At 57.7% G+C, this 24,409-nt stretch carries 23 protein-coding genes and 1 other RNA gene; 8 read left to right on the top strand and 16 right to left on the bottom strand.

Going from position 1 to position 24,409, the window contains the following annotated elements; genetic code table 11:
* Positions 1-51 precede the first annotated feature (51 nt).
* The 5 genes from HMPREF3140_RS22460 to HMPREF3140_RS22440 form a co-directional block, all read right to left on the bottom strand.
* Entirely contained in the window at positions 52-2,109 is a 2,058-nt protein-coding gene (locus tag HMPREF3140_RS22460) for a beta-galactosidase (protein WP_032410932.1), read from the bottom strand.
* A gap of 31 nt (positions 2,110-2,140) precedes the next feature.
* Complete coding sequence (locus HMPREF3140_RS22455) at positions 2,141-3,343, bottom strand: glycoside hydrolase family 53 protein (protein ID WP_023341113.1); 1,203 nt, start codon at positions 3,341-3,343, stop codon at positions 2,141-2,143.
* Between the two features lie 4 nt (positions 3,344-3,347).
* Complete coding sequence (locus HMPREF3140_RS22450; protein ID WP_000079398.1) at positions 3,348-4,199, bottom strand: sugar ABC transporter permease; 852 nt, start codon at positions 4,197-4,199, stop codon at positions 3,348-3,350.
* Positions 4,200-4,209: 10 nt separating this feature from the next.
* Positions 4,210-5,517, bottom strand: coding sequence for a carbohydrate ABC transporter permease (locus HMPREF3140_RS22445; protein ID WP_032410931.1), 1,308 nt, complete (start codon positions 5,515-5,517; stop codon positions 4,210-4,212).
* Between the two features lie 62 nt (positions 5,518-5,579).
* On the bottom strand, positions 5,580-6,812 hold the full coding sequence (locus HMPREF3140_RS22440; protein WP_002891991.1) for a maltodextrin ABC transporter substrate-binding protein: 1,233 nt from the start codon (positions 6,810-6,812) through the stop codon (positions 5,580-5,582).
* 356 nt (positions 6,813-7,168) lie between these two features.
* Between HMPREF3140_RS22440 and HMPREF3140_RS22430 the strand changes: the two genes are divergently transcribed.
* Together HMPREF3140_RS22430 and HMPREF3140_RS22425 are read left to right on the top strand one after the other, a co-directional pair.
* Positions 7,169-8,278, top strand: a complete 1,110-nt coding sequence (locus tag HMPREF3140_RS22430; protein ID WP_004178760.1) for an ABC transporter ATP-binding protein — start codon at positions 7,169-7,171, stop codon at positions 8,276-8,278.
* 233 nt (positions 8,279-8,511) lie between these two features.
* Entirely contained in the window at positions 8,512-10,071 is a 1,560-nt protein-coding gene (locus HMPREF3140_RS22425; RefSeq protein WP_032410930.1) for an EAL domain-containing protein, read from the top strand.
* Between the two features lie 34 nt (positions 10,072-10,105).
* Here HMPREF3140_RS22425 and HMPREF3140_RS22420 read toward each other — a convergent pair whose 3' ends face one another.
* The gene (locus HMPREF3140_RS22420) at positions 10,106-10,378 is read right to left on the bottom strand and encodes a metal/formaldehyde-sensitive transcriptional repressor (RefSeq protein WP_002891985.1); all 273 of its coding nucleotides are present in this window, start codon (positions 10,376-10,378) and stop codon (positions 10,106-10,108) included.
* A gap of 164 nt (positions 10,379-10,542) precedes the next feature.
* On the opposite strand from HMPREF3140_RS22420, the gene HMPREF3140_RS22415 reads away from it, so the two are divergent.
* Positions 10,543-11,388: a nickel/cobalt efflux protein RcnA gene (locus HMPREF3140_RS22415; RefSeq protein ID WP_048270469.1), complete on the top strand. Its 846-nt coding sequence runs from the start codon at positions 10,543-10,545 to the stop codon at positions 11,386-11,388.
* A gap of 44 nt (positions 11,389-11,432) precedes the next feature.
* Here the strand turns inward: HMPREF3140_RS22415 and HMPREF3140_RS22410 are convergent, their stop codons facing one another.
* Positions 11,433-12,047, bottom strand: coding sequence for a membrane protein YczE (locus HMPREF3140_RS22410; protein ID WP_004177248.1), 615 nt, complete (start codon positions 12,045-12,047; stop codon positions 11,433-11,435).
* 88 nt (positions 12,048-12,135) lie between these two features.
* Between HMPREF3140_RS22410 and HMPREF3140_RS22405 the strand changes: the two genes are divergently transcribed.
* Complete coding sequence (locus HMPREF3140_RS22405; RefSeq protein WP_032410927.1) at positions 12,136-13,563, top strand: MocR-like transcription factor YczR; 1,428 nt, start codon at positions 12,136-12,138, stop codon at positions 13,561-13,563.
* A gap of 134 nt (positions 13,564-13,697) precedes the next feature.
* Here HMPREF3140_RS22405 and HMPREF3140_RS22400 read toward each other — a convergent pair whose 3' ends face one another.
* From HMPREF3140_RS22400 to ffs, 3 genes are all read right to left on the bottom strand, one after another.
* Complete coding sequence (locus tag HMPREF3140_RS22400) at positions 13,698-13,913, bottom strand: hypothetical protein (protein WP_004142688.1); 216 nt, start codon at positions 13,911-13,913, stop codon at positions 13,698-13,700.
* Positions 13,910-14,167 (bottom strand): hypothetical protein, encoded by a 258-nt coding sequence (locus tag HMPREF3140_RS22395; protein WP_004147352.1) that lies wholly within the window; start codon positions 14,165-14,167, stop codon positions 13,910-13,912. The genes HMPREF3140_RS22400 and HMPREF3140_RS22395 overlap by 4 nt, the downstream gene beginning before the upstream one ends.
* Before the next feature lie 309 nt (positions 14,168-14,476).
* Positions 14,477-14,573: signal recognition particle sRNA small type (gene ffs, locus HMPREF3140_RS22390), an RNA gene on the bottom strand.
* Between the two features lie 240 nt (positions 14,574-14,813).
* On the opposite strand from ffs, the gene HMPREF3140_RS22385 reads away from it, so the two are divergent.
* Together HMPREF3140_RS22385 and HMPREF3140_RS22380 are read left to right on the top strand one after the other, a co-directional pair.
* A complete protein-coding gene (locus HMPREF3140_RS22385) occupies positions 14,814-15,221 on the top strand; it encodes a dTDP-glucose pyrophosphorylase (RefSeq protein ID WP_004178755.1) in 408 nt (135 codons plus the stop codon).
* Between the two features lie 67 nt (positions 15,222-15,288).
* The gene (locus HMPREF3140_RS22380) at positions 15,289-15,600 is read left to right on the top strand and encodes an MGMT family protein (RefSeq protein WP_032410926.1); all 312 of its coding nucleotides are present in this window, start codon (positions 15,289-15,291) and stop codon (positions 15,598-15,600) included.
* Positions 15,601-15,637: 37 nt separating this feature from the next.
* Here the strand turns inward: HMPREF3140_RS22380 and HMPREF3140_RS22375 are convergent, their stop codons facing one another.
* A complete protein-coding gene (locus HMPREF3140_RS22375; RefSeq protein WP_002891903.1) occupies positions 15,638-16,129 on the bottom strand; it encodes a YbaY family lipoprotein in 492 nt (163 codons plus the stop codon).
* A gap of 216 nt (positions 16,130-16,345) precedes the next feature.
* On the opposite strand from HMPREF3140_RS22375, the gene tesB reads away from it, so the two are divergent.
* A complete protein-coding gene (gene tesB / locus HMPREF3140_RS22370; protein WP_002891899.1) occupies positions 16,346-17,209 on the top strand; it encodes an acyl-CoA thioesterase II in 864 nt (287 codons plus the stop codon).
* A gap of 54 nt (positions 17,210-17,263) precedes the next feature.
* Here tesB and amtB read toward each other — a convergent pair whose 3' ends face one another.
* The 5 genes from amtB to HMPREF3140_RS22345 form a co-directional block, all read right to left on the bottom strand.
* Complete coding sequence (gene amtB / locus HMPREF3140_RS22365) at positions 17,264-18,550, bottom strand: ammonium transporter AmtB (protein WP_004152876.1); 1,287 nt, start codon at positions 18,548-18,550, stop codon at positions 17,264-17,266.
* Positions 18,551-18,583: 33 nt separating this feature from the next.
* Positions 18,584-18,922 (bottom strand): P-II family nitrogen regulator, encoded by a 339-nt coding sequence (gene glnK / locus HMPREF3140_RS22360; RefSeq protein ID WP_002891893.1) that lies wholly within the window; start codon positions 18,920-18,922, stop codon positions 18,584-18,586.
* 243 nt (positions 18,923-19,165) lie between these two features.
* The gene (locus tag HMPREF3140_RS22355; protein ID WP_004178754.1) at positions 19,166-20,944 is read right to left on the bottom strand and encodes a SmdB family multidrug efflux ABC transporter permease/ATP-binding protein; all 1,779 of its coding nucleotides are present in this window, start codon (positions 20,942-20,944) and stop codon (positions 19,166-19,168) included.
* A complete protein-coding gene (locus tag HMPREF3140_RS22350) occupies positions 20,937-22,709 on the bottom strand; it encodes a SmdA family multidrug ABC transporter permease/ATP-binding protein (RefSeq protein ID WP_004213754.1) in 1,773 nt (590 codons plus the stop codon). The genes HMPREF3140_RS22355 and HMPREF3140_RS22350 overlap by 8 nt, the downstream gene beginning before the upstream one ends.
* A gap of 43 nt (positions 22,710-22,752) precedes the next feature.
* On the bottom strand, positions 22,753-23,211 hold the full coding sequence (locus HMPREF3140_RS22345) for an Lrp/AsnC family transcriptional regulator (protein ID WP_002891873.1): 459 nt from the start codon (positions 23,209-23,211) through the stop codon (positions 22,753-22,755).
* 115 nt (positions 23,212-23,326) lie between these two features.
* Between HMPREF3140_RS22345 and HMPREF3140_RS22340 the strand changes: the two genes are divergently transcribed.
* Complete coding sequence (locus HMPREF3140_RS22340) at positions 23,327-24,379, top strand: PLP-dependent cysteine synthase family protein (protein WP_032410924.1); 1,053 nt, start codon at positions 23,327-23,329, stop codon at positions 24,377-24,379.
* Positions 24,380-24,409: the final 30 nt, after the last annotated feature.

The raw sequence follows: 24,409 nt of genomic DNA, 5'->3' as shown, positions 1-24,409 counted from the left end.
TTTAAGATAAAAAAAAGCCTGCTCGTCAGAGCAGGCGTGGAGAAGAAGAAATTACGCGTGACGACGGAGAATACGGCAATCCCATGCCGACAGGGTCAGTGGAGCCGATACCGCCGCGTCGGTCAGGCAATCCCGATACCCTTGCGGCAGGGTCAGGGTATGGTTTTGCGCGCTGTAGTTCTGCAGGAAGATAAATGCGTTGTCACCGTCGGTGCGCGCAGTCGCCACCACGCCGGGTGGTAACTCCGTCGCTATCGCCCGCGGCAGGGCCAGCTCCTTGCTCAGGGCGGTAAAGAAATCGCGCTGGAAGGCTAAATCGTTGCGGGAGGCCACATGCCAGGCTTTGCCTTTCCCGAACGCGTTAACCGTCACAGCCGGCCGTCCGGCATAAAAATCATCCCGGTAGGTGGCCAGCGCCTGGGCGCTCTCGATATGGATCAGTTCGCAGAGATGGCGCACCTGATAAGGGCCCTGCAGACCGCACTGATTCCCGGCAAGCCCCTGCACCAGATTAAACTCGCCGTCATTCAGGCAGTCGATCTCTTCCGCCCAGATCCCCAGCAGATTGCGCAGCGGGCCCGGGAAGCCGCCGAGATAGCAGAGATCGGACTCATTGACGATACCGGTCCAGTAGGTGGTCACCAGGTGGCCGCCGTTGGCGACAAACGCCTCCGCCCGACCGGCAAAGCCGTCGCGCACCATATATAACATCGGGGCAATCACTAACTGATACGGCGTTAAATCGACATCGGCGTCAATCACATCGACGGCGATGCCCTGCTCCCAGAACGGGCGGTAGTGCTCGTTGACCGTCTTCTCATATTCTATCCCAAGATTACGCGGCCCCTGGGCGTCATCCAGCGCCCAGCGGTTCTGCTGGTCGAAGATAATCGCTACTTTCGCCTCGGTGCGACAGCCCCTCACCTCCGGCAGCTTGCTGAGGATCTCGCCGAGCTGGCAGACTTCGCGGCCAATGCGGGTATCAATATGTCCGACGTGGTCGACCACTGCGCCGTGAAATTTCTCAACCGAACCGCGGCTTTTCCGCCACTGGAAATACTGCACCGAGTCGGCGCCATGCGCCACCGCCTGCAGCGAGGAAAGAATATGCATTCCCGGCTTCTTCAGTTTGCTGGTCGGCTGCCAGTTGGTGGCGCCCGGGGTGGACTCCATCAGCACAAACGGTTTGCCGCCCTTCAGGCTGCGCATCATGTCGTGATACATCGCGGTGTAACAGGCCAGCGCGGTTTCGTCTTTATCGCGGTGCCACATCGGATAGCTGTCCCAGGAGATGAAATCCAGCGCCTCCGCCAGCTGCCAGTAGTCGTAATCGTAGAAATACTCCATAAAGTTGGTAGTCACCGGCAGGGAGGCATTCGCCGCCTTCAGCGGAGCAATTTCATGGCGGCAGAAATCGGTCACCTGAGCGGTGTTAAAGCGATGCCAGTCAAGATTGAGACCGTGGATCGACATCTCGCCCTGCGGCGCAGGCGATTCAATCTGCGACCAGTCAGTATAGGTATGACTCCAGAAGGTGCTCCACCAGGCCTGGTTGAGGTTCTCCAGGGTCTGGTAACGCGCCTTCAGCCAGTCGCGAAAACGGTTCTGGCAGAGATCGCAATGGCATTCACCGCCATATTCGTTGGAAATATGCCAGCCCAGCACCGCCGGGTGTGAGGAATAACGTTCTGCCAGCAGGGTATTGATTTGCAGGGTTTTCTCGCGATAGACCGGTGACGACATACAGTGGTTGTGACGGCCGCCGTGCAGGGCCGGCACCCGATCGCGCCCCACCCGCAGAACCTGCGGATAGCGCTGCGACATCCACGCCGGACGCGCGCCGCTCGGCGTGGCCAGAAAGACATGAATGCCGGCGGCATACAGTTTATCGAGGATAATATCCAACCAGGCGAAATTAAATACCCCTTCGCGTGGCTCCAGTTTCGCCCAGCTAAATATTCCCACCGACATCACATTGCATTTTGCCTGCTGCATCATGGCAATGTCTTTATCAATAATATCGGGGTCATTCTCCCATTGCTCCGGATTATAATCCGCGCCATGCAGCAGCGTACTAACCTTCGGATGTAAAGGTGCAAATTTATTCATAATAAACTTCCTGAAAAAGACGACAAAAAAATTAATTAAAAACTTTTACCGACGGCAATACTTTTCCCTGGCAATCAAATAGCGCCTGATTTTCACGTGCATTACCCTCTTTCCACTCGTCGTGGATATATTTCATCCCCGCCGGGGTGGCCCAGGTATTTCCCGGCACGGCAATCCATGTAGGCTCCCAATAGAAAATACCTTTACCACGCTGGTCTGGCACATCAACCACCGCCTGCATTAAATCGTGAATATAGTTATATTGCCCCTGTACGCTGGCGGGATATCCCCCATCCTTTTCCTCTTTCGCCTGGAAACTATTTTCCGCGTTATCGCAGTTGGCCAGGGTATAGGCATAGGCCGCCTCGACGACGATGACGTCTTTGTTATAGCGTTTGCTGATGTCATCCATATTGGCCTTCAGGGCGCTGATCGGGCCATTCCAGTAGGTGTACATCGACAGACCAATCACGTCATACGGTACATGGCGCTTGTCGATCTCATCAAACCACCAGCGGAAGGTATCGTTCTTGGTCCCTTCGGCCAGATGCAGCATGATTTTCACCTGCTCGCCCTGGCGCAGGTTCTCCTTCAGGCCAGCGATAGCCGCGTTCAGCAGGCCAGCCAGCCGGTCGAACTCTCCGCCGCCCTGCCCCCAGCTTTTCCCTTCCGGCCACAGGATGCCGCCGTTGATTTCGTTGCCGATCTGCACCATATCCGGCAGGACGCCTGCCTGCTTAAAGCGGGCGATGGTATCGCGGGTATAGTCATGAATCGCCGTTTTCAGCTGCGGGTAATCCAGCTTTTCCCAGGCTTTCGGCTTGAACTGCTTGCCGGGATCGGTCCAGAAATCGCTGTAGTGAAAATCAAGCAGCAGCTTCATCCCCTGGGCTTTCGCCCGTTTCGCCAGCGCCAGGGTGGTGGCCAGGTCGTTATTTCCGCCGCCATAGCCCTCACCGCTCGCCGATTGCGGATCCACCCACAGACGGAGGCGAACATAGTTGACGCCGTTCTCTTTCAGAATCGCGATCGGATCCTTGCGCTGATTATTCTGGTCGTAGAACGTCGCCCCGTGCTTTTCGGCATCCAGCAGCGTGGAGATATCCGCGCCTTTGATAAAGTCCGCCGGCATGCCCTGAAACGCGCGGGTTGCAAGCGCGTCCGCGGCCAGAGAAGAGGTGGAGAAACTGCATGCCAGACAAACCGCAAGCCATGCGGGGGTGAATCTTTTCATGTGCTTATCCTTTAGTACTGCCCGAGGTCAGGCCGGAGACAAAGTATTTTTGTAACGCCAGGTAGAGGATCGCCACCGGTACGGCAATCAGCACCGCCCCCGCCGCGTAGGTGGTGTAGCTGGCACCCATTTTTTGCGCCACCAGGTTATACAGACCGATAGGCAGCGTGTATTTATCCGGGGTGCGCAGGATGGTGCTGGAGAGGATGAAATCCCCCAGCGGCCCAGTGAACGAGAACAGCGCCACCACCGCGAGGATGGGCCTCGACAACGGCATGATGATCTCGATAAAGATGCGAAAGCTGCTGGCGCCGTCCATGCGAGCGGACTCATCCAGGTCTTTAGGGATCGCGTCGAGATACCCTTTCATCAACCAGGTATTCATCGGGATCATCCCCCCGACGTAGATCAGCACCAGCGCCAGGTGGCTGTTTATCAGGCCAAGCAGTTGCGACAGCACAAAGATGGCAATCAGCGCGGAAAACTGCGGGATCATCTGCAGCAGCAGGAACAGCATCAGCCCGTTCTGCCGCCCTTTAAAGCGGAAGCGGGAGAAGGCGTAAGCGGTAAAGCTAACGCTAATCAGGGTCAGCACCATGGTCAGGAAGCTGATTTTCATCGAGTTCCAGTACCAGGTGAGGTAATTCACATTGCCATTGAACAGATCGGCATAGTGCTGGAACGACACATTTTCCGGAATGATTGAGGTACTGAGCAGGCTATTGCCGGCGTTCAGCGACGCCCCGACCGTCCAGACCAGCGGATAGATAATCACCACTGAGACCAGAATAACCACCAGCCAGGTGAGAGAGAGCCGGATCCACTTTTCGCGTTTAATACTGGGTGATTGAGCCATGTTGCTTCCCTTACGCCATGTCGTCATTTTTGAAGGATTTGGTGGCGCGGAACTGCCACAGCGCCAGGCCGACGACAAAGATCGACAGCAGGATCGTGATGGTCGCCGCGATGGCGTACTGCGACGAAGACATCGTCAGCTTATAGATCCACGACACCAGAATATCCGTCCCGCCGGCGTTAGAGCCTGCCACCGCAGGGCCGCCGTTGTTGAACAGGTAAATGATGTTGAAGTTATTAAAGTTGAAGGTGTACTGGGTGATGATGATCGGCGCGATCGCATACAGCACCAGCGGCAGGGTGATGGTGCGCAGACGGGTAAAGGCGCTGGCGCCGTCCATCGTCGCCGCTTCATACAGATCGTCCGGGATCGCCTGCAACACGCCGGTGGTCATGGCAAAGACAAACGGGAAGCCAAGCCAGGTCTGCATCATGATCAGCGCCGTTTTAGTCCAGAACGGATCGGTGAGCCATGCCTTCGGACTGATGCCAAAAAAGGACAGGATCGCGTTGTTGATGACCCCGAAGGAGTCGTTGAACATGCCGGCAAAAACGAGAATGGTGACAAACCCCGGCACCGCCCACGGCAAAATAAAGATGGTGCGGATCAGCGGCTTAAAGCGCAGATCTTTTTGGTTGACCAGAATCGCCAGCAGCACGCCCACCGTACACTGCAGGGTGGTAGCCAGCAGCGTCCACACCACGGTCCACTGCAGCACATCCAGGAAAGTGGAGCGCCAGATGGAGAGGGTGAAAATATTAATAAAGTTTTTCAGCCCCACCCAGTCCACCAGCTTCGCCGGCGGGGTGTGGTACAGGTTGTAGTTGGTGAAGGCGATGGCGAAACCGAACAGAATTGGAAAGATCACCACAAACACCAGCAGAATAAAGCCCGGGGTGATCATCAGGTACGGAAAGCCGTCGCTCAGCAGCATCTGGTACTGCTTACGCACGCTGTTGAGGGCGATCCCCTCATCGCGTTTTTTGCCGTTGAGCCACGTATCCCGCAGCGAGAGAAAATAGATCAGCACGCCGAAAGCGACGATCAGCACGCTGATAATCCCCTCGGCTAACAGGAAGATAGAGTTATCCCGCGGTACCTCTTCACCCAGGGTATATAACCCCCACAACCCCTCACGCAGGAAATCATAAAAAATCCCCAGAAAGCTGCTCAGCAGCACCAGGAAGACCAGCCCTTTCAGCCACTGGCGATGATAAAACTGACCGAAACCCGGCACGATTGCCAGCAGCAGGCCGCACCATGCATGGCGCCCGGGCCCGCGTGCGTCGCTAAAATTTTCGCTGGAATGGATGCTCACACTCGACTCCTTCTACAAACGGGAGGTCCCCCTCCCGCTCGGTGACTTCACGTGACGGTGAATTACTGATTGCTGGCCTGCATCGCTTCGATCTGCATCGTGATCTGTTTCACCGCGTTATCGAGCGCGGCCTGCGGCGCCTGCTTACCGGTGAGGCTCAGTTCAAGCGCGGCGTTGGCCGGCCCCCACACTTCCCCCATCTCGGGAATGCCCGGCATCGCCACCGCTCGCGCCGACTGGATGGCGACGGCGCTGGCCTTTTGGTCGTTTTTAATCACCGGATCGTCAATCATCGCCTTCAGCGGCGGAATTTCGCCAGTGGCGACATAGCGGGCTTTCACATACTGCGGCTGGTTGATGAACTCGATAAACTGTTGCGCCAGCGCTTTGTCTTTACTCCAGGTCGATACTACATAGCCTTTGACGCCGAGGAAGGAGCTCATCGGCTTGCCGTCCGGCAGGGTCGGCAGGGGCGCCACGCCATAGTTAATGCCAGCGGCTTCATACGGCTGGAAGGCCCAGGGGCCATTGATCACCGCCGCCGCTTTTTTCTCGGTAAACAGGGAATCGATGGCATTCAGCCCGTTATCGCCGAGGATCCCCGCCGGAAAGACCTTCTCGGCATAGAATTTTTTCAGGAAGGTGACGGCTTCGACGGCGCCGGGGGTATTGAGACCCACCTGCTGCGGGTTAAAGCCGCCGCTGTCGTTTTTAGCAAAGATATAGCCGCCCATCGGGCCAATCGCCCCCCAGCTGTAATAGATCTGGTCAAACTTGGCGAGCAGGCCGTATTTGTTCTGCTCGCGCTGGGTTTTCGAGTAGTCCAGCCAGGCCTGCAGGCTGTCCAGCGGCTTGTCGATCAGGTCCTTGTTGTAGATAAGCACCAGGGTTTCCACCGCCTTCGGGATCCCATACAGCGCGTTGTCCATGCGGAAGGCATTGATGGAGGCTGGCGTAAAGGCATCCTGTTTCGCCTGATCGACGCTGAGCGGCGAGAGTAGTCCCTGTACCACGGCGCCGCCGAGCTGGTCATTCGGGATCACCAGCACGTCCGGCCCAATGCCCGCCGGGCCGTCGAGGCGCAGTTTTTCCAGTTGCTGGGCGTAGGGCATCTCCTGGAGATTGACCTTCACGTTGTACTGCTTTTCAAAATCGCTAACCGCGGTTTTGATGCCAGCGGATTTTTTAATGTCCTCCCAGACGTTGAGCTGCCCGGCGGCATGCGCCTGCAGGCTGGCGAGTTGCCCCGCCGCCAGGGTGGTAAGGATCAGTGCAGCAAGCGTGTTCTTTTTCATTATCAACCTCATGTGAAGGTATAACAATTTAATGGTTTTTATTTGAATTCCGTCTGCCAGTTAGAAAAATAAATCTTTTCGAACTGCCGTATTACGTGGAAAACATGTTCTGATGCGCTTTTGTTATACGCTACGCTTTGATCGTTGATAAAACTACCATAAGCTGCCAGTTGTGTGATCATCCTTGCAGAAATGAAACGTCCCTGTATGGCGCAAAATCCGCGGAAGTTATAGTCAGGGCATGATTTTACTGCTGTTGAACATCGTCACACCGATTTGTTACACGTAATACAAATCACACTCAACATAGCGATAAGCCAACGGCAAATAACAGCTACTCACTCCGGGGAATGTGGATGTCCAATATACGACTGAGGAATGTCACCAAAAGGTTCGGCAGCACGGTGACGCTGCACCAGGTCAATCTCGATATTGAAGATGGCGAGTTTGCCGTCTTCGTCGGCCCTTCCGGTTGTGGAAAATCGACGCTACTGCGCATGATTGCCGGGCTGGAAGAGGTCAGCGAAGGAGAAGTACTGATCGGCGATGAGGTGATGAATGATGTCGTGCCCGCCCGCCGCGGCGTGGCGATGGTCTTCCAGTCCTATGCGCTCTATCCGCACATGACGGTGGCAGAGAACATGGGCTACGGGCTGAAGGTGAATAAAGTGCCGAAAACGGAGATCCGTCGCCAGGTGGAAATGGTGGCTAAAACGCTGCAGCTCTCGCACCTGCTGGATCGTAAACCGAAGCAGCTCTCTGGCGGCCAGCGGCAGCGCGTGGCCATTGGCCGGGCGATCGTGCGTAATCCCCGGGTATTTATGTTCGATGAGCCGCTCTCTAACCTTGATGCGGAGCTGCGCGTCGATATGCGCCTGCATATTGCCCGTCTGCACCAGGAGCTGAAGACCACTATGGTGTATGTCACGCACGATCAGGTGGAGGCGATGACGCTGGCCGATAAAATCGTGGTCATGAACTACGGGAAAGTCGAACAAATGGGTTCGCCGATGGCGCTGTACTACAATCCGGTCAACAAATTCGTCGCCGGCTTTATCGGCTCGCCGAAGATGAACTTTCTGCCGGCTATCGTCAGCGACTGGCAGCCGGAACGCTTAACGGTCACCCTCGCGCAGGACCATCAGCTGGCCCTGAATATCGCCACCCAACCGCTGAAGCCCGGCGCTGCGGTGACGCTGGGGATCCGGCCGGAGCACCTCACCCCGGAAGTCGCCACCGGTACCGTGGTGGAGTTTCAATGTGAAGTGGTGGAGCGTCTGGGCAACAATACCTATCTGTTCGGCCAGTGCTACGGCCACGACAACGTCAAGGTTCTGCTGCCCGGCGACGTCCATTTCCGCCCCTGGCAGAAAATTAAGCTGGCTTTCGATGAGCGCTTCTGCATGGTGTTTGATGAGAACGACCTGCGCATCAGCGCTGATATCCCGGCGCCGGATGCACACTAGCTAACATATTGCTGTCATCTGCGCAGCGTATGCTGCGACTGAATGCCGGAACACACCCTGCCCGGCATTCACACCCTCATTTTTATTCTGCTACATCGGAATCATCCTTCTCTCCCGGCATCGCAGCCTGTTGTGATGCCGGCTTTTTCCCCAAACGACGCGTTTTCTCCCGCTGCGCCCGAATTATCTTTCGCATATACTGATGACACCCGGCGAACGATAAGGACACAGGCATGAGGACCCGGCATCTGATGGCGCTGTTTACAGGAGTGCTGATACTGGCCATCATCCTGCCCATTTCACTCAGCATCTGGCAGGCGGCGCGGCAGGCCAAAATGCAGTTCTATCGTGAACTGGATGACTATTCCAACCGTATCGTCGTTCGGACGCTGCAGGTTGCCGACCAGGCCCGGGAAGCGTTACGAGAGGCTGACGCACACACCGCCGCCTCCTGTAGCCCTGAACATCTGCTTACGCTCCGCCGCATCGCCTATACCCATCGCTACATTCAGGAAGTGCTCTGGCTGCGTGATTCCGTGCCGCAATGCTCCTCCCTGGAAGACCATAGCGTCGCGGTCACCTTCCCCCCGCCGGACCATATTGCCCCCGACGGCTATCGCACCTGGCTGACCTCAATTAACGATCTTGGCCTCGATCATCAGATGACGGCCATGGGCAGCCGGCAGCACATGGTGATGATCGACCCCGTATCCTTTATTGATGTCGTTCCCGCCAGCGAAGAGAAGATCCATACCATGCTGTTTGGCCTGGACCACCAGAAAATGGTGATCAGCAGTCAGCCGCTGCCGGCGAAAGTCTGGCAACGCATTAAAGATCCGCATGTGGATATGCTTACTCTGGATAACACAGTCTACCGGATCCAGCGCATTCCCGAGCTGGGCTCTGGCATCGTAACCTGGTCTTCAACCTTGCCGCTGCAGCAGCGCATTCGACAGCAGCTGTTCTTCTGGCTCCCTGCCGGCATTTTCACCAGCCTGCTCGCCACCTGGCTGCTGCTGCGTCTGCTAAGGCACCTGCGATCACCACGCAACAGTATGCTGGACGCCCTCAACTCCGAAGCGATTCAGGTTCACTATCAGCCGATAATCTCGTTGCAGGACGGGAAAATCGCCGGGGCCGAGGCGCTGGCCCGCTGGCAGCAACCCGACGGCACCTTTTTATCGCCGGATATTTTTATTCCTCTGGCCGAGCAGACCGGGCTGATTACGCAGTTGACGGAAGATATCGTCAGGAAAATTTTTACCGATCTCGGTCCCTGGCTGCGGCAGCGGCCGGAAGTGCACATATCCATCAACCTGTCGGTAGATGATTTACGCTCGCCCACCCTACCGACGTTGTTACACGATCAGCTGCAGCACTGGGGGATCGCCGCCGAACAGATCATCCTTGAAATCACCGAGCGCGGGTTTGTCGACCCGGAGACCACCATGCCGGTGATCGCTCACTACCGTCAGGCCGGGCATCGGATCTCGATTGATGACTTTGGCACCGGCTACTCCAGCCTGAGCTATCTGCAGAAACTGGACGTCGACACGCTGAAAATCGATAAATCTTTTGTCGATACCCTCGAGTACCGGCCGCTGACGCCGCACATTATTGAAATGGCCAAAGCGCTCAATCTGGCCACCGTCGCCGAAGGGGTGGAAACCGAAAGCCAGCGCGACTGGCTGCGCCAGCATGGCGTTCAGTACGCCCAGGGGTGGCTTTACAGCAAAGCGCTGCCAAAAGAGCAGTTCATTCTGTGGGCAGAGCATAACCTCCATGCGTATTAAGCGGCGGGTGGCTTGAGCGGAACGTCAGGGGGCGCTACTTCAGATAGGATTTAATCACCTGCATCACCGTCTCCAGATCCGCTTCGCGCTGCGTCTCGTCAGGCTCTTTCACCACATGGTCGGTAAGATGCCCCTGAATAACCTGCAGCATCATGCCGTTGACCGCGCCGCGGATCGCCGCCAGCTGCTGTAATATTTCAGCGCACTCATGCTCGCGATTAAGCATTTTCTCTAACGCGGTACTCTGCCCCTGAATTTTCTTCAGCCGGGTCAGTAACATCTTTTTGTGTCGAACTGTATGTGACATTGCACGATCCACCGTTTCATTCTGTCCGGGATTACCGACCTGCGTGGTCAGCAACGCCTGCCAGCATACCATGATCCTTTTTATTAGCCGCTTTATCTACTGGGGGGTAGTATTTTACTACTGGGGGGGAGTAGGATAATCGCACTTTTGGCAAGGATCCCGATATGAACGATTTCACTTCCCTTCTGCAGCAGGGCAATGCCTGGCTGTTTATACCCAGCGCAATACTGCTCGGCGCGCTGCACGGCCTCGAACCCGGGCACTCAAAAACAATGATGGCCGCCTTTATCGTGGCGGTGCGAGGAACCTTAAAACAGGCGGTACTGCTGGGGCTGGCGGCCACGGTTTCCCATACGGCAGTGGTCTGGCTGATCGCCATGGCCGGCCTGTGGTTTGGCCGCGGCTGGAACGCCCAAACCTCTGAACCCTGGTTTCAGCTGGTCTCAGGGATTGTCATTGTGCTGATTGCCTGCTGGATGCTCTGGCGCACCTGGCGCGAATCGCAGCCTCACACGCACCATGAGCACCACCATGAACATGAGCACCACCATGAACATGAGCACCACCATGACCATGATCACCGCCATGACCATCACCATGCGTCCTCATCCGCCGCGCCGCTGGTGGCGGAGGAGTGGCAGGACGCGCATCAGCGGGCTCATGCTCAGGAGATCAACCGGCGCTTTGATGGCCGCCAGGTGACGACCGGGCAGATCGTGCTGTTTGGCCTGACCGGGGGGCTGATCCCCTGCCCGGCGTCCATTACCGTGCTGCTTATCTGTTTACAGCTGAAGAAATTCTCCCTGGGCGCCACGCTGGTGCTGGGCTTTAGCGTTGGTCTGGCGCTGACGCTGGTGGCTTCCGGGGCCATCGCCGCCCTGAGCCTTAAACATGCCACCCGCCGCTGGCCGTGGCTTAACGACCTCTCGCGCAAGGCGCCCTGGTTCTCAGGCTTACTGATTATTGTGGTGGGGATCTACATGATGCTTCATGGCCTGAGCGGCCTGTAAGCGATGAAAGGCCCTCTCCGTGATGAAGAGGGCGATGGGTTAATTCAGGAAACTATTTCCCGGGGAGGGCTGACCGCGTTGCGGCTGACGGGCTGGCTGAACCACGGTAGGCACAGCTGGATCAGCGGCCCAATCGACAGCGCGTAGATGACGGTTCCGACGCCAAATTTGCCCCCCAGCAGCCAGCCAATCAGCAGTACGGAAAGCTCGATCGCCGTCCGGATACCGCGCAGTGACCAACCAGTGCGAGCATGCAGACCGGTCATCAGGCCATCGCGCGGCCCGGGGCCAAAGCCCGCGCCAATATACATTCCGGTAGCGATAGCGTTCAGCACAATCGCTCCTACCAGCAGCGCACTGCGCGCCACCATCGACTCCAGCGGCGGCAGGACGGCCAGCGTGGCGTCCGCCGCTAGTCCCAGCACGATGACATTGCTCACCGTGCCGAGCCCCGGCATTTGCCGGATCGGGATCCACAGCAGCAGTACCGCCGCGCCGGTCAGGATAATCACCGTACCGAAACTGATACCCAGCTGTTTAGCCACCCCGAGATGGAAAACATCCCACGGATCGGCGCCGAGATTGGCATGCACGAAGAGCGCCGTGGACACGCCGTAAAGCACCAGACCAATATATAACTGCAGCAGGCGACGAAGCATATTTTTTCCTCAACATCATTGCGAATGCCCTCATCATCAGCAAAAATGGACTGATAATTAATGGCCAGTTTTGGAAAAGTGGATCGCTATGTCAGCCCGGCGCTTTGGAACCCAATCGCTGGTACGCCTGCTCGGCAACTGGCAGGAGACCAGCTCACGCACGCCGCTATGGCGCCAGCTGGCGGAAGCGCTCCGCCTGCTGATCCTTGATGGTCGCCTGACGCTGCAAACGCGCCTGCCCGGCGAGCGCGAGCTGGCGGCGGCCCTGAACGTCAGCCGGACCACCATCGCCAGCGCCCTCGGCCAGTTGCGGGAGGAGGGCTTTCTCTACAGCCGCCAGGGGAGCGGGTCACGCATTGTTTTGCCGGAACGCCCCGCCGATCTTCCTCTGCCTGCCGGCATCTCATCTACGCTTAATCTCTCTACCGCCGCCCTCAGCGCCGGGCCGGAGGTCCATCAGGCCTTCCAGCACGCTATGACCCTGCTGCCGCCCTATCTCGCACAGACTGGCTATGACCAGCAGGGGCTGCCGGTGCTGCGGGAGGCGATTGCCCGGCGCTACAGCGAACGCGGTCTGCCGACGCGGCCCGATGAGGTGATGGTGGTCAACGGCGCCCTCAGCGCCTTCGCGCTGATCCTGCGCCTGTTCACCGGGCCGGGCGATCGGGTGGTTATTGACTCCCCCACCTATCCGATGGCCATCAGCGCCATTCAGGGCGCCTCCTGCCGCCCCGTCGGGGTTGCGCTTCCGCAGCAGGGATGGGACTGCGATGGACTGGCGGCGACTATTGCGCAGACTGCGCCGCGGCTGGCGTGGCTGATGCCGGATTTTCACAACCCCACCGGACGCTGTATGGATGCCCCCACCCGCCAGCGGGTTGCGGACATCGCCGCCAGGACGCGAACAACGCTGGTAATCGACGAGACCATGGCCGACCTTTGGTATAACGCGCCGCCGCCCCCGCCGCTGGCCAGCTTTAATCCCGATGCCGCGGTGCTCACCATTGGTTCGGCCGGGAAAAGCTTCTGGGGGGGACTACGTATCGGCTGGATCCGCGCCAGCGCGCGGACCATCGCCTCGCTTATTCAGGCCCGCGATTCGCTGGATTTGGGTACGCCGCTGCTGGAGCAACTGGCCTGCAGCTGGCTACTGGAAAATGCCGCCACACTGCTGCCGCCGCGGCGGGATATGCTCAAGGCGCGCCGGGACATGTGCGAAACGCTGATGGCGGAATATTTTCCCCGCTGGCGGTTTTCGCCACCGGAAGGTGGGCTCTCTTTTTGGGTGGAACTTCCTGACATGCTGGCCACCCTGTTCTCTGCGCGTGCGGAAAGCCAGGGGATCCATATCGGCACCGGTACGCGGTTTGGGCTGGAAGGGGCGTTCGATCGCTATTTACGTCTGCCGTTTACGCTGCCGGATGAAGCATTGCGCCGGGCCTTCTCCACGCTACAACCGCTGTGGCAAAGCCTTGCTGAACAGAAGGAAAATACACGTTTGCGAAAAATAATATAAGAAAATAGCGACGGGCTGACTTCAGCCCGTCAAATGACCTTCATCCATGAGGTATATGAGATGTTTTTATAAAATTGCCTGGCTATCCTGCCCTCTGGTTATGGCAACCCAATGACAGAAAGAAGGCAATTTCATTAATGCTGGCGCGGAATAGGAAACCCTTTCAGGGAAATAATAAAGCCATCTTCATCTTTTTTGATTTTAGCGCCGGTGTCACACCAGTCGGAAGCAATGCGAAAGAACTCATCACTACCGATATTCCAGTTCAGGCGGACGTGTTTTACGTATCCTGAGCGCAACATATCGCAAGCTTCGCTATAGTTGCTGGCTGTAGAGAATTGTTGTTTCATTTTTTCTTCTTCAGAAGTTTTCTTAATGCTTTGATTTCTTTAGGGGTAAGTGGCGTTGCTTCCTCTTCGGTATGCTGGCTGTCAATGTCCTCTTCCGTCACCCCCGCCTCACCTGCTGACTCCTCCAGCTGAAAAGCCAGCTGCAGCAGCTTTTCCGTTGCCGTTCCCAGGTTCTCGTTATTAACTTCCGCAAAATGACGCAACTTTTCTTTTAGCTCTGCGTCAATTTTTACATTCAAAACCACTGTGGTCATAGCTACGCTTCCCGTGCAATAAAATCATCATAATTAATACACGAAGTTAACATGCTGATCCAGAGATATATTTTACAGCATGAGCCTGGCAACAAATTCCCATCAGTAAGATGCGCTTTATTTATGACATGCAAATGACATTAATATTTCAGTAGTATTTCAGATTTATGACAAGTAAATATTATGGAATAAAAGAAGGGGGTTTTAACAACAAAAACTAATATGCGATCTTTATCAGAAATTAATTATTGCAGGAGTAAAAACCGGACAAATATAAGGGAAACACCAGGCGGGAGAAATGGGTGGGGGCCCTGCCAGCTACATCCCGGCACACACGTCGTCTGCTCTGGCTGCTTCCTTCCGGACCTGACCTGGTAAACAGAGTAGCGTTGCGGGAGAACCAACAGAGCCCCCATTGAGAGCGTTAGTTGCCTAACGCGCTGGCGCATTATCCCTGCTGACCTGGTGAATTGCAAGCTCACACCGTCCGCCTGCTGGTTTATTGCGCAATAACGCGAATAAAACCAGCCACTCACGGTCAGCCTGTGAGATTGCGAGCCCGCGCTCAGCACACATCCGGGTTATCCACCATACTTATCCTCTTCGTCCTCTTTTATCACCAGTACATTGTCTCGACGGTAATCGAATGACTGACTCATCACCACAGACCATCACTCTGCCTTTACCTGCTATTGAAGGGATGACCATCGCCTTTCAGGGCGTAAACTACCTGCGTCCTGAAAAAATGCTCGACTTCGCGACCATCAGTCCCGCGCCGGTGCGGGCGGTTACGCCGCTGGCGCTGCTCTATTCCACCGTCGGCGTGCTGCGCCAGGTGGAGCTACGCAAGCTGCCGGTCTATATCAGCGGTCGGGTGGTGTACCCTATCTCGTCGTTAACCATGCCGGGCCTGCGCGCGAGGCTGATCATCAACGCCACTTCGCAGCGGTTGAAATTTCTTGAAAGTCTCATCGCCAGCTCAGCCTCGGACAATGTCCATGGCATGCAGATCCTCGGCCTCGCTCTGACGTTCACCGTCGAACAGGCCGCCTGACCCAGGCCGGCTGTACAGCTCCTGGCTTAGCGCTTATGCTGACGTTTTGCCGGTAACAGGACAGAAAATGGCTCCGCACGACTCATTTCCCCAACGCGTCTGGCACATCGTGGCGTCGATACCGGAAGGGTATGTCACGACCTACGGCGAGGTCGCCCGGCTGGCAGGTTCACCGCGCGCGGCGCGCCAGGTGGGCGGCGTATTGAAGCGCCTGCCGGAAGGGTCCACCCTGCCATGGCATCGGGTGGTCAATCGCCATGGCGATATCTCCCTCACCGGCCCCGATCTACAGCGGCAGCGTCAGGCGCTGCTGGCCGAGGGTGTGCAGGTCTCCGGCAGCGGCCATATCGATCTCCAGCATTATCGCTGGGTTTATTGAAGGCAAAAAAAAGCCCCCATCCGGGGGCGTAGCGAGCTTACTGGGCGACAGGAACGGCGGTCTGCTGGACCGGAACCAGCGTCAGGTCGGCATGAGTGCCCCCCTGGTTTATTACCGTCTGCACGGTATCGGTAATAAACATCAACTGGCCGTTAACCGTGATCGCCGCGCTTAGCAGAATGCGAGCGTTCGGTTGAATATCTGCCGGGTTGTAAGGCAGCGCAAAGTTAAATGGCGCCTGTTTGCCTTCGGTACGCACCGCTTTTTGCGACAATACGCGGGCTGGCGCATCTGCCAGAGAAGCATCCGACAGGGTCACCGTCAGTACCGCATCCGGCGGTAAAGCGATTCTCTGGCGGATATTAATCGTCCCCGTGACGCTCGGCTGCTGCTGCGCCACGCTCAGCGTCGCGATACCGTAAGGGTCGGGCGCGGCCGCCTGCGTCGAAGAATTGTTCGAGTGGTGATTAGCACAGGCGGTCAGCGTCGCGGCGACGGCTAAGGCACTAAACATATAGGCAAATTTCATGATGTTCTCCTTATCATCCCTTAATACCCAGGAGGATGTTCCGCCGCTTCGCCGGCAGGAACTTTCGTGTCGTCAATAAGTGTGGCACAGATCTCAGATTTGTTCCTGTTAACTGGTCGTTATTCAGATTATTACACCCATCGGACCACTTGCGATTCCAGGTTATACTTGGCCACATTACGCGCGCTGCGCCGCTATTGTTAATTGAGGATAAGTATGAGTCAGGCACTCTCTAACCTGCTGGCATTATTAGATCTGGAAAAAATTGAGGAAGGGTTGTTTCGCGGGCAGAGCGAAGACCTGGGGTTACGTCAGGTTTTTGGCGGCCAGGTAGTGGGTCAGGCGCTGTATGCGGCAAAAGAGACCGTGCCCGTTGAGCGTCTGGTTCATTCGTTTCACAGCTACTTTCTTCGCCCCGGCGATAGCCAGAAGCCGATCGTTTACGATGTGGAGGTGCTGCGCGACGGCAACAGCTTCAGCGCCCGTCGGGTCGCCGCCATCCAGAACGGGAAGCCGATTTTCTATATGACCGCCTCCTTCCAGGCGCCAGAGAATGGCTATGAGCATCAGAAAGCAATGCCGGCCGCCCCCTCCCCTGACGGCCTGCCTTCGGAAACCGATATCGCTCGCAAGCTGGCGCATCTCCTGCCGCCGCAGGTGAAAGACAAATTCCTCTGCGATAAACCGCTGGAGATCCGTCCGGTGGAGTTTCATAACCCAATGAAAGGCCATATCGCCGAACCGGTGCGCCAGGTCTGGCTGCGCGCCAACGGCGCCGTCCCTGACGATCTGCGTATTCATCAGTATCTGCTGGGCTATGCTTCAGACTTTAACTTCCTGCCGGTGGCGCTGCAGCCGCACGGCGTTGGTTTCCTTGAGCCCGGCATGCAGGTCGCCACCATCGACCACTCTATGTGGTTCCACCGGCCGTTTAATATTAATGAATGGCTGCTTTATAGCGTCGAAAGCACCTCGGCCTCCAGCGCCCGCGGCTTCGTTCGCGGCGAATTCTACACCCAGGATGGCACGCTGGTTGCCTCAACGGTTCAGGAAGGGGTGATGCGCAACCGCAACGCATAAAAAAAGCCTCCCGGACGGGAGGCTTTTCGCTATCAGGAGAGAATGGCTTTTTTATCAGGCGTTATAGGCGTTTTCGCCATGGCTGTTGACGTCCAGCCCTTCGCGCTCCTGCTCTTCCGGCACGCGCAGCCCGACGGTCATATCCGCCACTTTGTAGCCGATGAACGCCACAACGCCGGACCAGACCACGGTGATGGCGATACTTTCCAGTTGCACCAGCAGTTGATGGCCCATGGTGACGCCTTCCGCATAACCGACGCCGCCCAGAGAAGTCGCCGCGAAGATACCAGTCAGGATACAGCCGACGATGCCGCAGACGCCGTGAACGCCGAAGACGTCGCAAGGATCATCCACACGCAGCCAGCGTTTCAGCGCAGTCACGCCCCAGATACCCGCCAGGCCAGAGGCGATACCGACGATCAGCGCCCCGCCGACACCGATATAACCACACGCCGGCGTAACGCCAACCAGACCGGCAATTGCCCCGGAGCAGGCGCCCAGCAGTGAAGGTTTGCCGCGCAGAGCCCATTCGCCAAAGGTCCACGCCAGGATAGCCGCAGCGGTCGCCACGACGGTGTTAACGAACGCCAGGGCCGCAATTTCATTCGCTGCGCTGGCAGAGCCGGCGTTGAAGCCGAACCAGCCCACGTAGAGGATAGCGGTGCCAGTGAACACCATCGGCAGGTTATGCGGTTTGAACGCTTCTTTGCCGAAGCCCACGCGTTTGCCCATCATATAGGCGCCCACCAGCCCGGCGACCGCGGCGTTGATGTGCACAACGGTGCCGCCGGCGAAGTCCAGCGCGCCATGGGTCGCCAGCAGACCGCCGCCCCAAACCATATGCGCAATCGGCACGTAGGAGAGTGTCATCCACACCACCACGAAGATCAGTACCGCGGAGAAACGAATACGTTCCGCCAGCGCCCCGACAATCAGCCCGACGGTGATGCAGGCGAACGAGCCCTGGAAGGCCACGTGGATATACTGATAGAAGGTGCCCATCAGCGCTTTCAGCTCAATATTTTTCAGCATCACCCAGTCAAAGCTGCCGAAGAAGCTGCCGCCGGTGCCGAAGGCCAGGGTATAGCCATAAATCACCCACAATACGCAGACCAGGCCAAAGGTGACAATCACCTGAGTCAGCATGGACAGAACGTTCTTACCGCGGATCAGGCCGCCGTAAAACAGCGCAATCCCCGGGATAGTCATAAACAGAACCAGCGCGGTGCAAATCATCATAAACGCGTTATCGGCTTTGTCCGCCACCGCAGGCGCGGCCATCGCCAGCCCCGGCAGAAGGGCTAATGCCCCCAGACCCGATTTCATTGTTGCCATTTTCATTGTTTCGTTCCCCATCACTGTGTGGTCTGGAAATTACAGTGCCGCTTCGTCAGCTTCGCCGGTACGGATGCGAATGACGCGCTGCAATTCAGCGACGAAAATTTTGCCGTCGCCAATTTTTCCGGTGTAAGCCGCTTTGCTGATGACATCGATGACTTCATCCAGCTGATCGTCGGCAATCGCCACATCAATCTTCACTTTTGGCAGAAAGTTGACGCTATACTCGGCGCCGCGGTAGAGCTCCGCGTGACCTTTCTGACGGCCAAATCCTTTGACTTCAGTGACCGTCAGGCCCTGAATGCCGATGGAAGACAAAGCTTCACGCACGTCTTCCAGTTTGAATGGTTTGATTACCACGGTAACCAGCTTCATAAGTCCCCTCCAGTCAGTATTCGGTAATGGCCGCAGCTAACACGATGGATATAAAGCAAGGGCTATGCCAGAAATGAAAAAAGGCCGCAAAGCGGCCCTTTGATGGCAAAAAACAGGGGACAGGTCAGGCAATATCCTGCACAACGGCGCCTGGCGCGCAAAAATGCACCACAACGGTGCATTTGATGTAACGTTTTTGCACCATGGCAGGCCTCCCAGCGTTCCCTGCCTGCTGGTGGTGCATCAGGCGCTGAGCGACTCCTCTCTGGCGCTGGCCGCCAGCTCTTCGCCGGCCAGCTGCAGCTGATACATCTGCCAGTAGCGGCCTTTCGCCGCCAGCAGCTGCTGATGGGTGCCCCGCTCGACAGCCTGACCTCGATGCAGAACCAGGATGGTATCGGCCTCCACAATGGTCGACAGCCGATGGGCAATAACCACGAGGGTGGTATGCTGGCGGACCTTCGCCAGCGCCTGCTGGATCGCCTGCTCGGTACCGGAGTCGATGTTTGCCGTCGCCTCATCCAAAATCAGTACCTGCGGGGTGTCCACCAGCACGCGAGCCAGCGCCAGCAGCTGCTTCTGCCCGACGGAGAGATTATTGCCCTGCTCGCCCAGTTGGGTGTACAGCCCATCGCTCATGCTGCGCGCCACCGCCGCCAGCTGCACCGCCTCCAGCGCTTCCCAAACCTGCGCCTCACTGATGTCCCGGCCCAGCGCGACGTTGGCGTAAAAGGTATCCGCCAGCACTACGGGATCCTGTTGCACCATCGCGATGCCCCGACGCAACGCGCTGTGGCTGAGGGATGCGAGCGGTCGACCATCGATGCGGATCTCGCCGTGGGTTAACGGGTAATAGCCCATCATCAGACTGGCGAGGGTACTCTTTCCGCTGCCGGTATGTCCGACCAGCGCCACGAAGCTGCGGGAGGGAATATCCAGCGTGATATCCTGGAGAACCAGACGGTCCCCCCGGTAAGCAAAGGAGAGATGGTCAATTTCCACCCGACCGCTGCTCAGCGGCGCGTCATCCGCACCCCACGCCTGGCGCGGGCGATCCATCAGCTCGAAAACGCGCTCGCCGGCGACCACCGCCTGCTGCAGCATCGACTGCTGGGTGGTCAGCTCGATAAGCGGCTCGTTAAGGCGTCCAAGATAGCTGATAAACGCGTACAGGACCCCAACCTCGATCGTGCCCACCGCGCTAAAGCCGAACAGCATCAGCAGCCCGCACAGCACCAGCGAGGAAAAAAGGCTCAGCAGCGGGCGCAGCAGAAAACCGTCCAGGCGCAGCGTCTGCATCCGCGCCAGATAGTGGGCATAGCTGGCCTCACGCATCCGTTCGCCAAAGCGCGCCTGCTGGCGGAACTGCTGGATGACGCCCATGCCGTTGATCACTTCGTTGAAGCCATCGTTGATGTCGGCAAGCCAGGCGCGCACCCGCCGCACGATCGGCGTGCTATAGCGCTGATAGATAATCATCACGATCAGCACCGCCGGGAAAATAGCGATCGCCACCAGCGCCATCCGCCAGTCGAGGCTAAACATCGCCACCAGCATCGCGCCGATCAGCGCGGCGCTGCGCAGTACCGTAGCCACCACCGTCACGTACAGATCGCGAATGACTTCCGTATCGTTGGTTACCCGTGAGATAAGCTGCCCAACCGGCTGGGTATCAAACTCGCTGAGCGGCTGATGCAGGGCGGCATCCATCACGTCGCTGCGCAACTGCTGGACGACGCCGACCGCGGCGCGGTTAAACAGCAGCGACTGGTTATAGTGCAGGAGCGCCGCCAGCAGCTGCAGGCCGATATAGGCTACCGCCAGGCCGGCCACCAGCTTCAGCGGCAGCGTATGTTTCGCCACCATGTTGTCGATGAAATAGCTGATAAGCAGCGGGCCGCTCACTTCCGCCGCCGCCGCAATCCACATCATCGCCACCGCGATGGCCAACGGCTTGCGCCACGGTGAACCATAGGCCAGCAGGCGTTTAAGCGTCGGCCAGAGTTCGGTAAAGCTACGCATCCAGAGCCTCCTCTTGCGTCTGCGGAACCTCGTCGAGCGCGGCCTCCAGCTGCTGATATCGATACATGTCGCGGTACCAGCCGGGCTGCACGGCCAGCGCCTCGTGGCGGCCTCGCTGGGCAATATGCCCATGCTGCAGTACCAAAATTTCACTGGCCTCGGTGAGCGCCGACAGGCGGTGGGCGCTGATAATGACCGTCCGCCCCTCCCCCCACTGGCGCAGGTTATGCAGGATCTGGTGCTCGGTGCGGCCATCCACCGCCGATAAGGCATCGTCGAGGATCAAAATTTCGGCCTCCAGCAGCAGGGCGCGAGCAATAGAGATGCGCTGTTTCTGACCGCCGGAGAGCATCACGCCGCGCTCGCCCACTTCGGTCTCGTAGCCCTGAGGCAGACGCAGAATGTCGTCATGCACGCTGGCCAGTTGAGCAACCCGCTCAATCTGCGCCTGCGTCGCGTCCGGTTTTCCCAGCGCGATATTATTGGCGACGGTATCGGAGAATAAAAATGGCGTCTGATTGACCACCGCCAACCGGGCGCGCCAGCTGTCGAGCTGCAGAATCGGCAGCGGCAGATCGTGAAAGCGGATCTCGCCGTGAGTGACGTCAAAATGGCGCTGCAGCAGCGCCAGAATGGTGCTTTTGCCGGCGCCCGTCGGCCCGCAGATGCCCAGCATTTGCCCCGGCTGGAGAGTAAAATTTACCTGCTCCAGCGAAGGTTTGCTCGCCTGCGGATAGATGAAATCACGGATAGCAACCTGCAGGAGGCCGCGGCCTGCCGGCACCGCCTCGGTCCCGTCATCCACCGCCGGCGCCTCTTCAAGCATCGTGCGGATACGACCATAGGCCGCACTACCGCGCTCCACGATGTTAAACATCCACGCCAGCGCCAGCATCGGCCAGATCATCAGGCCAAGATACATCACGAAGCTGGTCAGCTGGCCCAGGGTCAGGCTGCCGTGGATCACCATCCAGCTGCCGCCGCCGATGGCCAGCAGGTTAGCGGCCCCGATGGCGATATAGATGGTGGGGTCGAAGCGGGCGTCAATGCGTGCCACGCGCATGTTTTTCGCGCCGGTATCGGCAGCATCGGCAGCAAACTGCGCCGACTGGCGATCCTCCAGCCCAAACGCCTTAATCATGCGGATGCTGGTCAGGCTCTCCTGCGTGCGATCGTTGAGGCTGGAAAAGGCCGCCTGAGCAACGCGAAAACGTTCGTGAAGCGCATCGCCGTTACGTTTGATCGCCAGGGCCATCAGCGGCATCGGCAGCAGCGCCAGCAGAGTAAGCTGCCAGCTAATCTGCGTCGACATTACAATCAATACCGCACAGCCCATCACCAGGGAATCCACTAGGGTTAATACTCCTTCGCCAGCGGCAAACACCACCCGGTCCACGTCATTGGTGGCGCGGGCGATAAGATCCCCAGTGCGATGGCGCAAATAGAACGCCGGATGCTGGCGGCTCAGTTGCCGGTAAAAATCTTCCCGCAGCTCAACCGCCAACTGGTAAGAAGCGCCGAACAACAGCACGCGCCAGACATAGCGCAGCAGGTAGACCATCACCGCGATCAGCACCAGCGCGCCGATCCACATCCACACCTTCTCCGCGGTGTAATGCTGTTGCGTCACGCCGTCGACCACAATGCCCACCACCTTCGGCGGAATAAGCTGCAGGACGGCAATAATGACCAGCAGGGCAATTGCGCCAAGATAGCGGCGCCACTCCCGGCGGAAGTACCAGCTGAGTTGAGCAAATAATCGCAAGCAATAAAATCCTGATTTTGTAATGGGTTACGGCGCAATACCGTTATTCGACAGGCAAGGCGGTGGTATATTTTATCTGTTCCATGGCAAAACTCGAAGTGACATCCGACAGACCAGGCACACTGTTCACTAAACGTTTATAAAAGTCGTCATAGCGTTTCATATCAGCCACCTGCACCCGTAGCAGGTAGTCATACTCCCCCGCCATCCGCCAGAAGCCGAGCACTTCCGCCATCTGCGTCACTTCGCTCACGAACTGACAGTACCAGTCGCTGCTATGATGCTGAGTCTTGATCAGGACGAACGCCGTCAGCCCCAGCCCCACCTTTTCCGCGTCCAACAGGGCGACGCGCCCGCGGAGAATGCCCTCGTCTTCGAGCCGTTTCAGGCGTTTCCAGCAGGGCGTGGTGGTCAGATTAACGGCATCGGCCAGCGCCTGCAAAGAGAGGGTGCAATCTTCCTGCAGTAGCGCCAGCAGCTTACGGTCAATTTTATCTAGCATTGGGCATCCTAAGAGAAAATTTTGCTCTCATAATGGTAATCCACAGGTTAAATGGCAACAATTTTTCCTGCGCTTTCCGCTAAGCTAGGCACAAAATGACAAACAGGAAATCACGATGAATAGCGCCTGGGTTAAACATGCCATTAGCGAAATCAACGCTGACTATCAGCGCTCCGCCGACACGCACCTGATCCGTCTGCCGCTGCCCGCTTTTCCGGGCATCCACCTGTATCTGAAAGATGAAAGCACCCACCCCACCGGCAGCCTGAAGCATCGCCTGGCGCGGTCGCTGTTTCTCTATGGCTTGTGCAACGGCTGGATCAAAGAAGGCACGCCAATTATAGAATCCTCCTCAGGGTCAACCGCCGTTTCGGAGGCCTATTTCGCCCGCCTGCTGGGGCTGCCGTTTATCGCTGTGATGCCCTCCTGCACCGCCAAGCGCAAAATCGAACAGATCGAGTTCTACGGCGGACGCTGCCATTTTGTGCAGAGCGCCGGCGAAATCTACGCGGCTTCCGAAACGCTGGCCCGCGAGCTGAACGGCCATTATATGGATCAGTTTACCTTCGCCGAGCGGGCCACCGACTGGCGCGGCAACAACAATATCGCCGACAGTATTTTCCGCCAGATGAGCCATGAGCCGCACCCGCAGCCGTCATGGATCGTCATGAGCGCCGGCACCGGCGGCACCTCAGCGACCATTGGCCGCTATATTCGCAGCCAGGGCTACGAGACGCAGCTGATGGTCGTTGATCCGCAGAATTCGGTGTTCCTCGATTACTGGCAGACCCGCGACGCCAGCCTGCGCAGCCCGGTCGGCAGCAAAATTGAAGGCATCGGACGGCCGCGCGTCGAGCCGTCGTTTATTCCCGACGTTGTCGATGAGATGCTGCGCGTGCCGGATGCGGCGAGCGTAGCCACCGCCCTGTGGCTGGAAACGCAGCTTGGGCGCAAGGTCGGCGCCTCGACCGGCACTAATATGTGGGGCGTATTGCAGCTGGCCGCGCGGATGCGCGAGGAAGGTCGCACCGGCTCGATAGTGACACTCCTGTGCGACAGCGGCGAGCGTTACCTGGAAAGCTATTACAACCCGCAGTGGGTGGCGAACAATATCGGCGATATTGCGCCCTGGCAGGCGGAGATCGCCGGTCTGGTCGAAAGGCGATAAAAAAAGCCAGATAGAAGCCTATCTGGCTTG

This window comes from Klebsiella sp. HMSC16A12, from assembly GCF_001808265.1.
In the GTDB taxonomy this organism is placed as follows: Bacteria; Pseudomonadota; Gammaproteobacteria; order Enterobacterales; family Enterobacteriaceae; genus Klebsiella; species Klebsiella pneumoniae.
The sequence above is the reverse complement of the archived record's forward strand: the minus strand, read 5'-3'. Positions and strand labels throughout refer to the sequence as shown.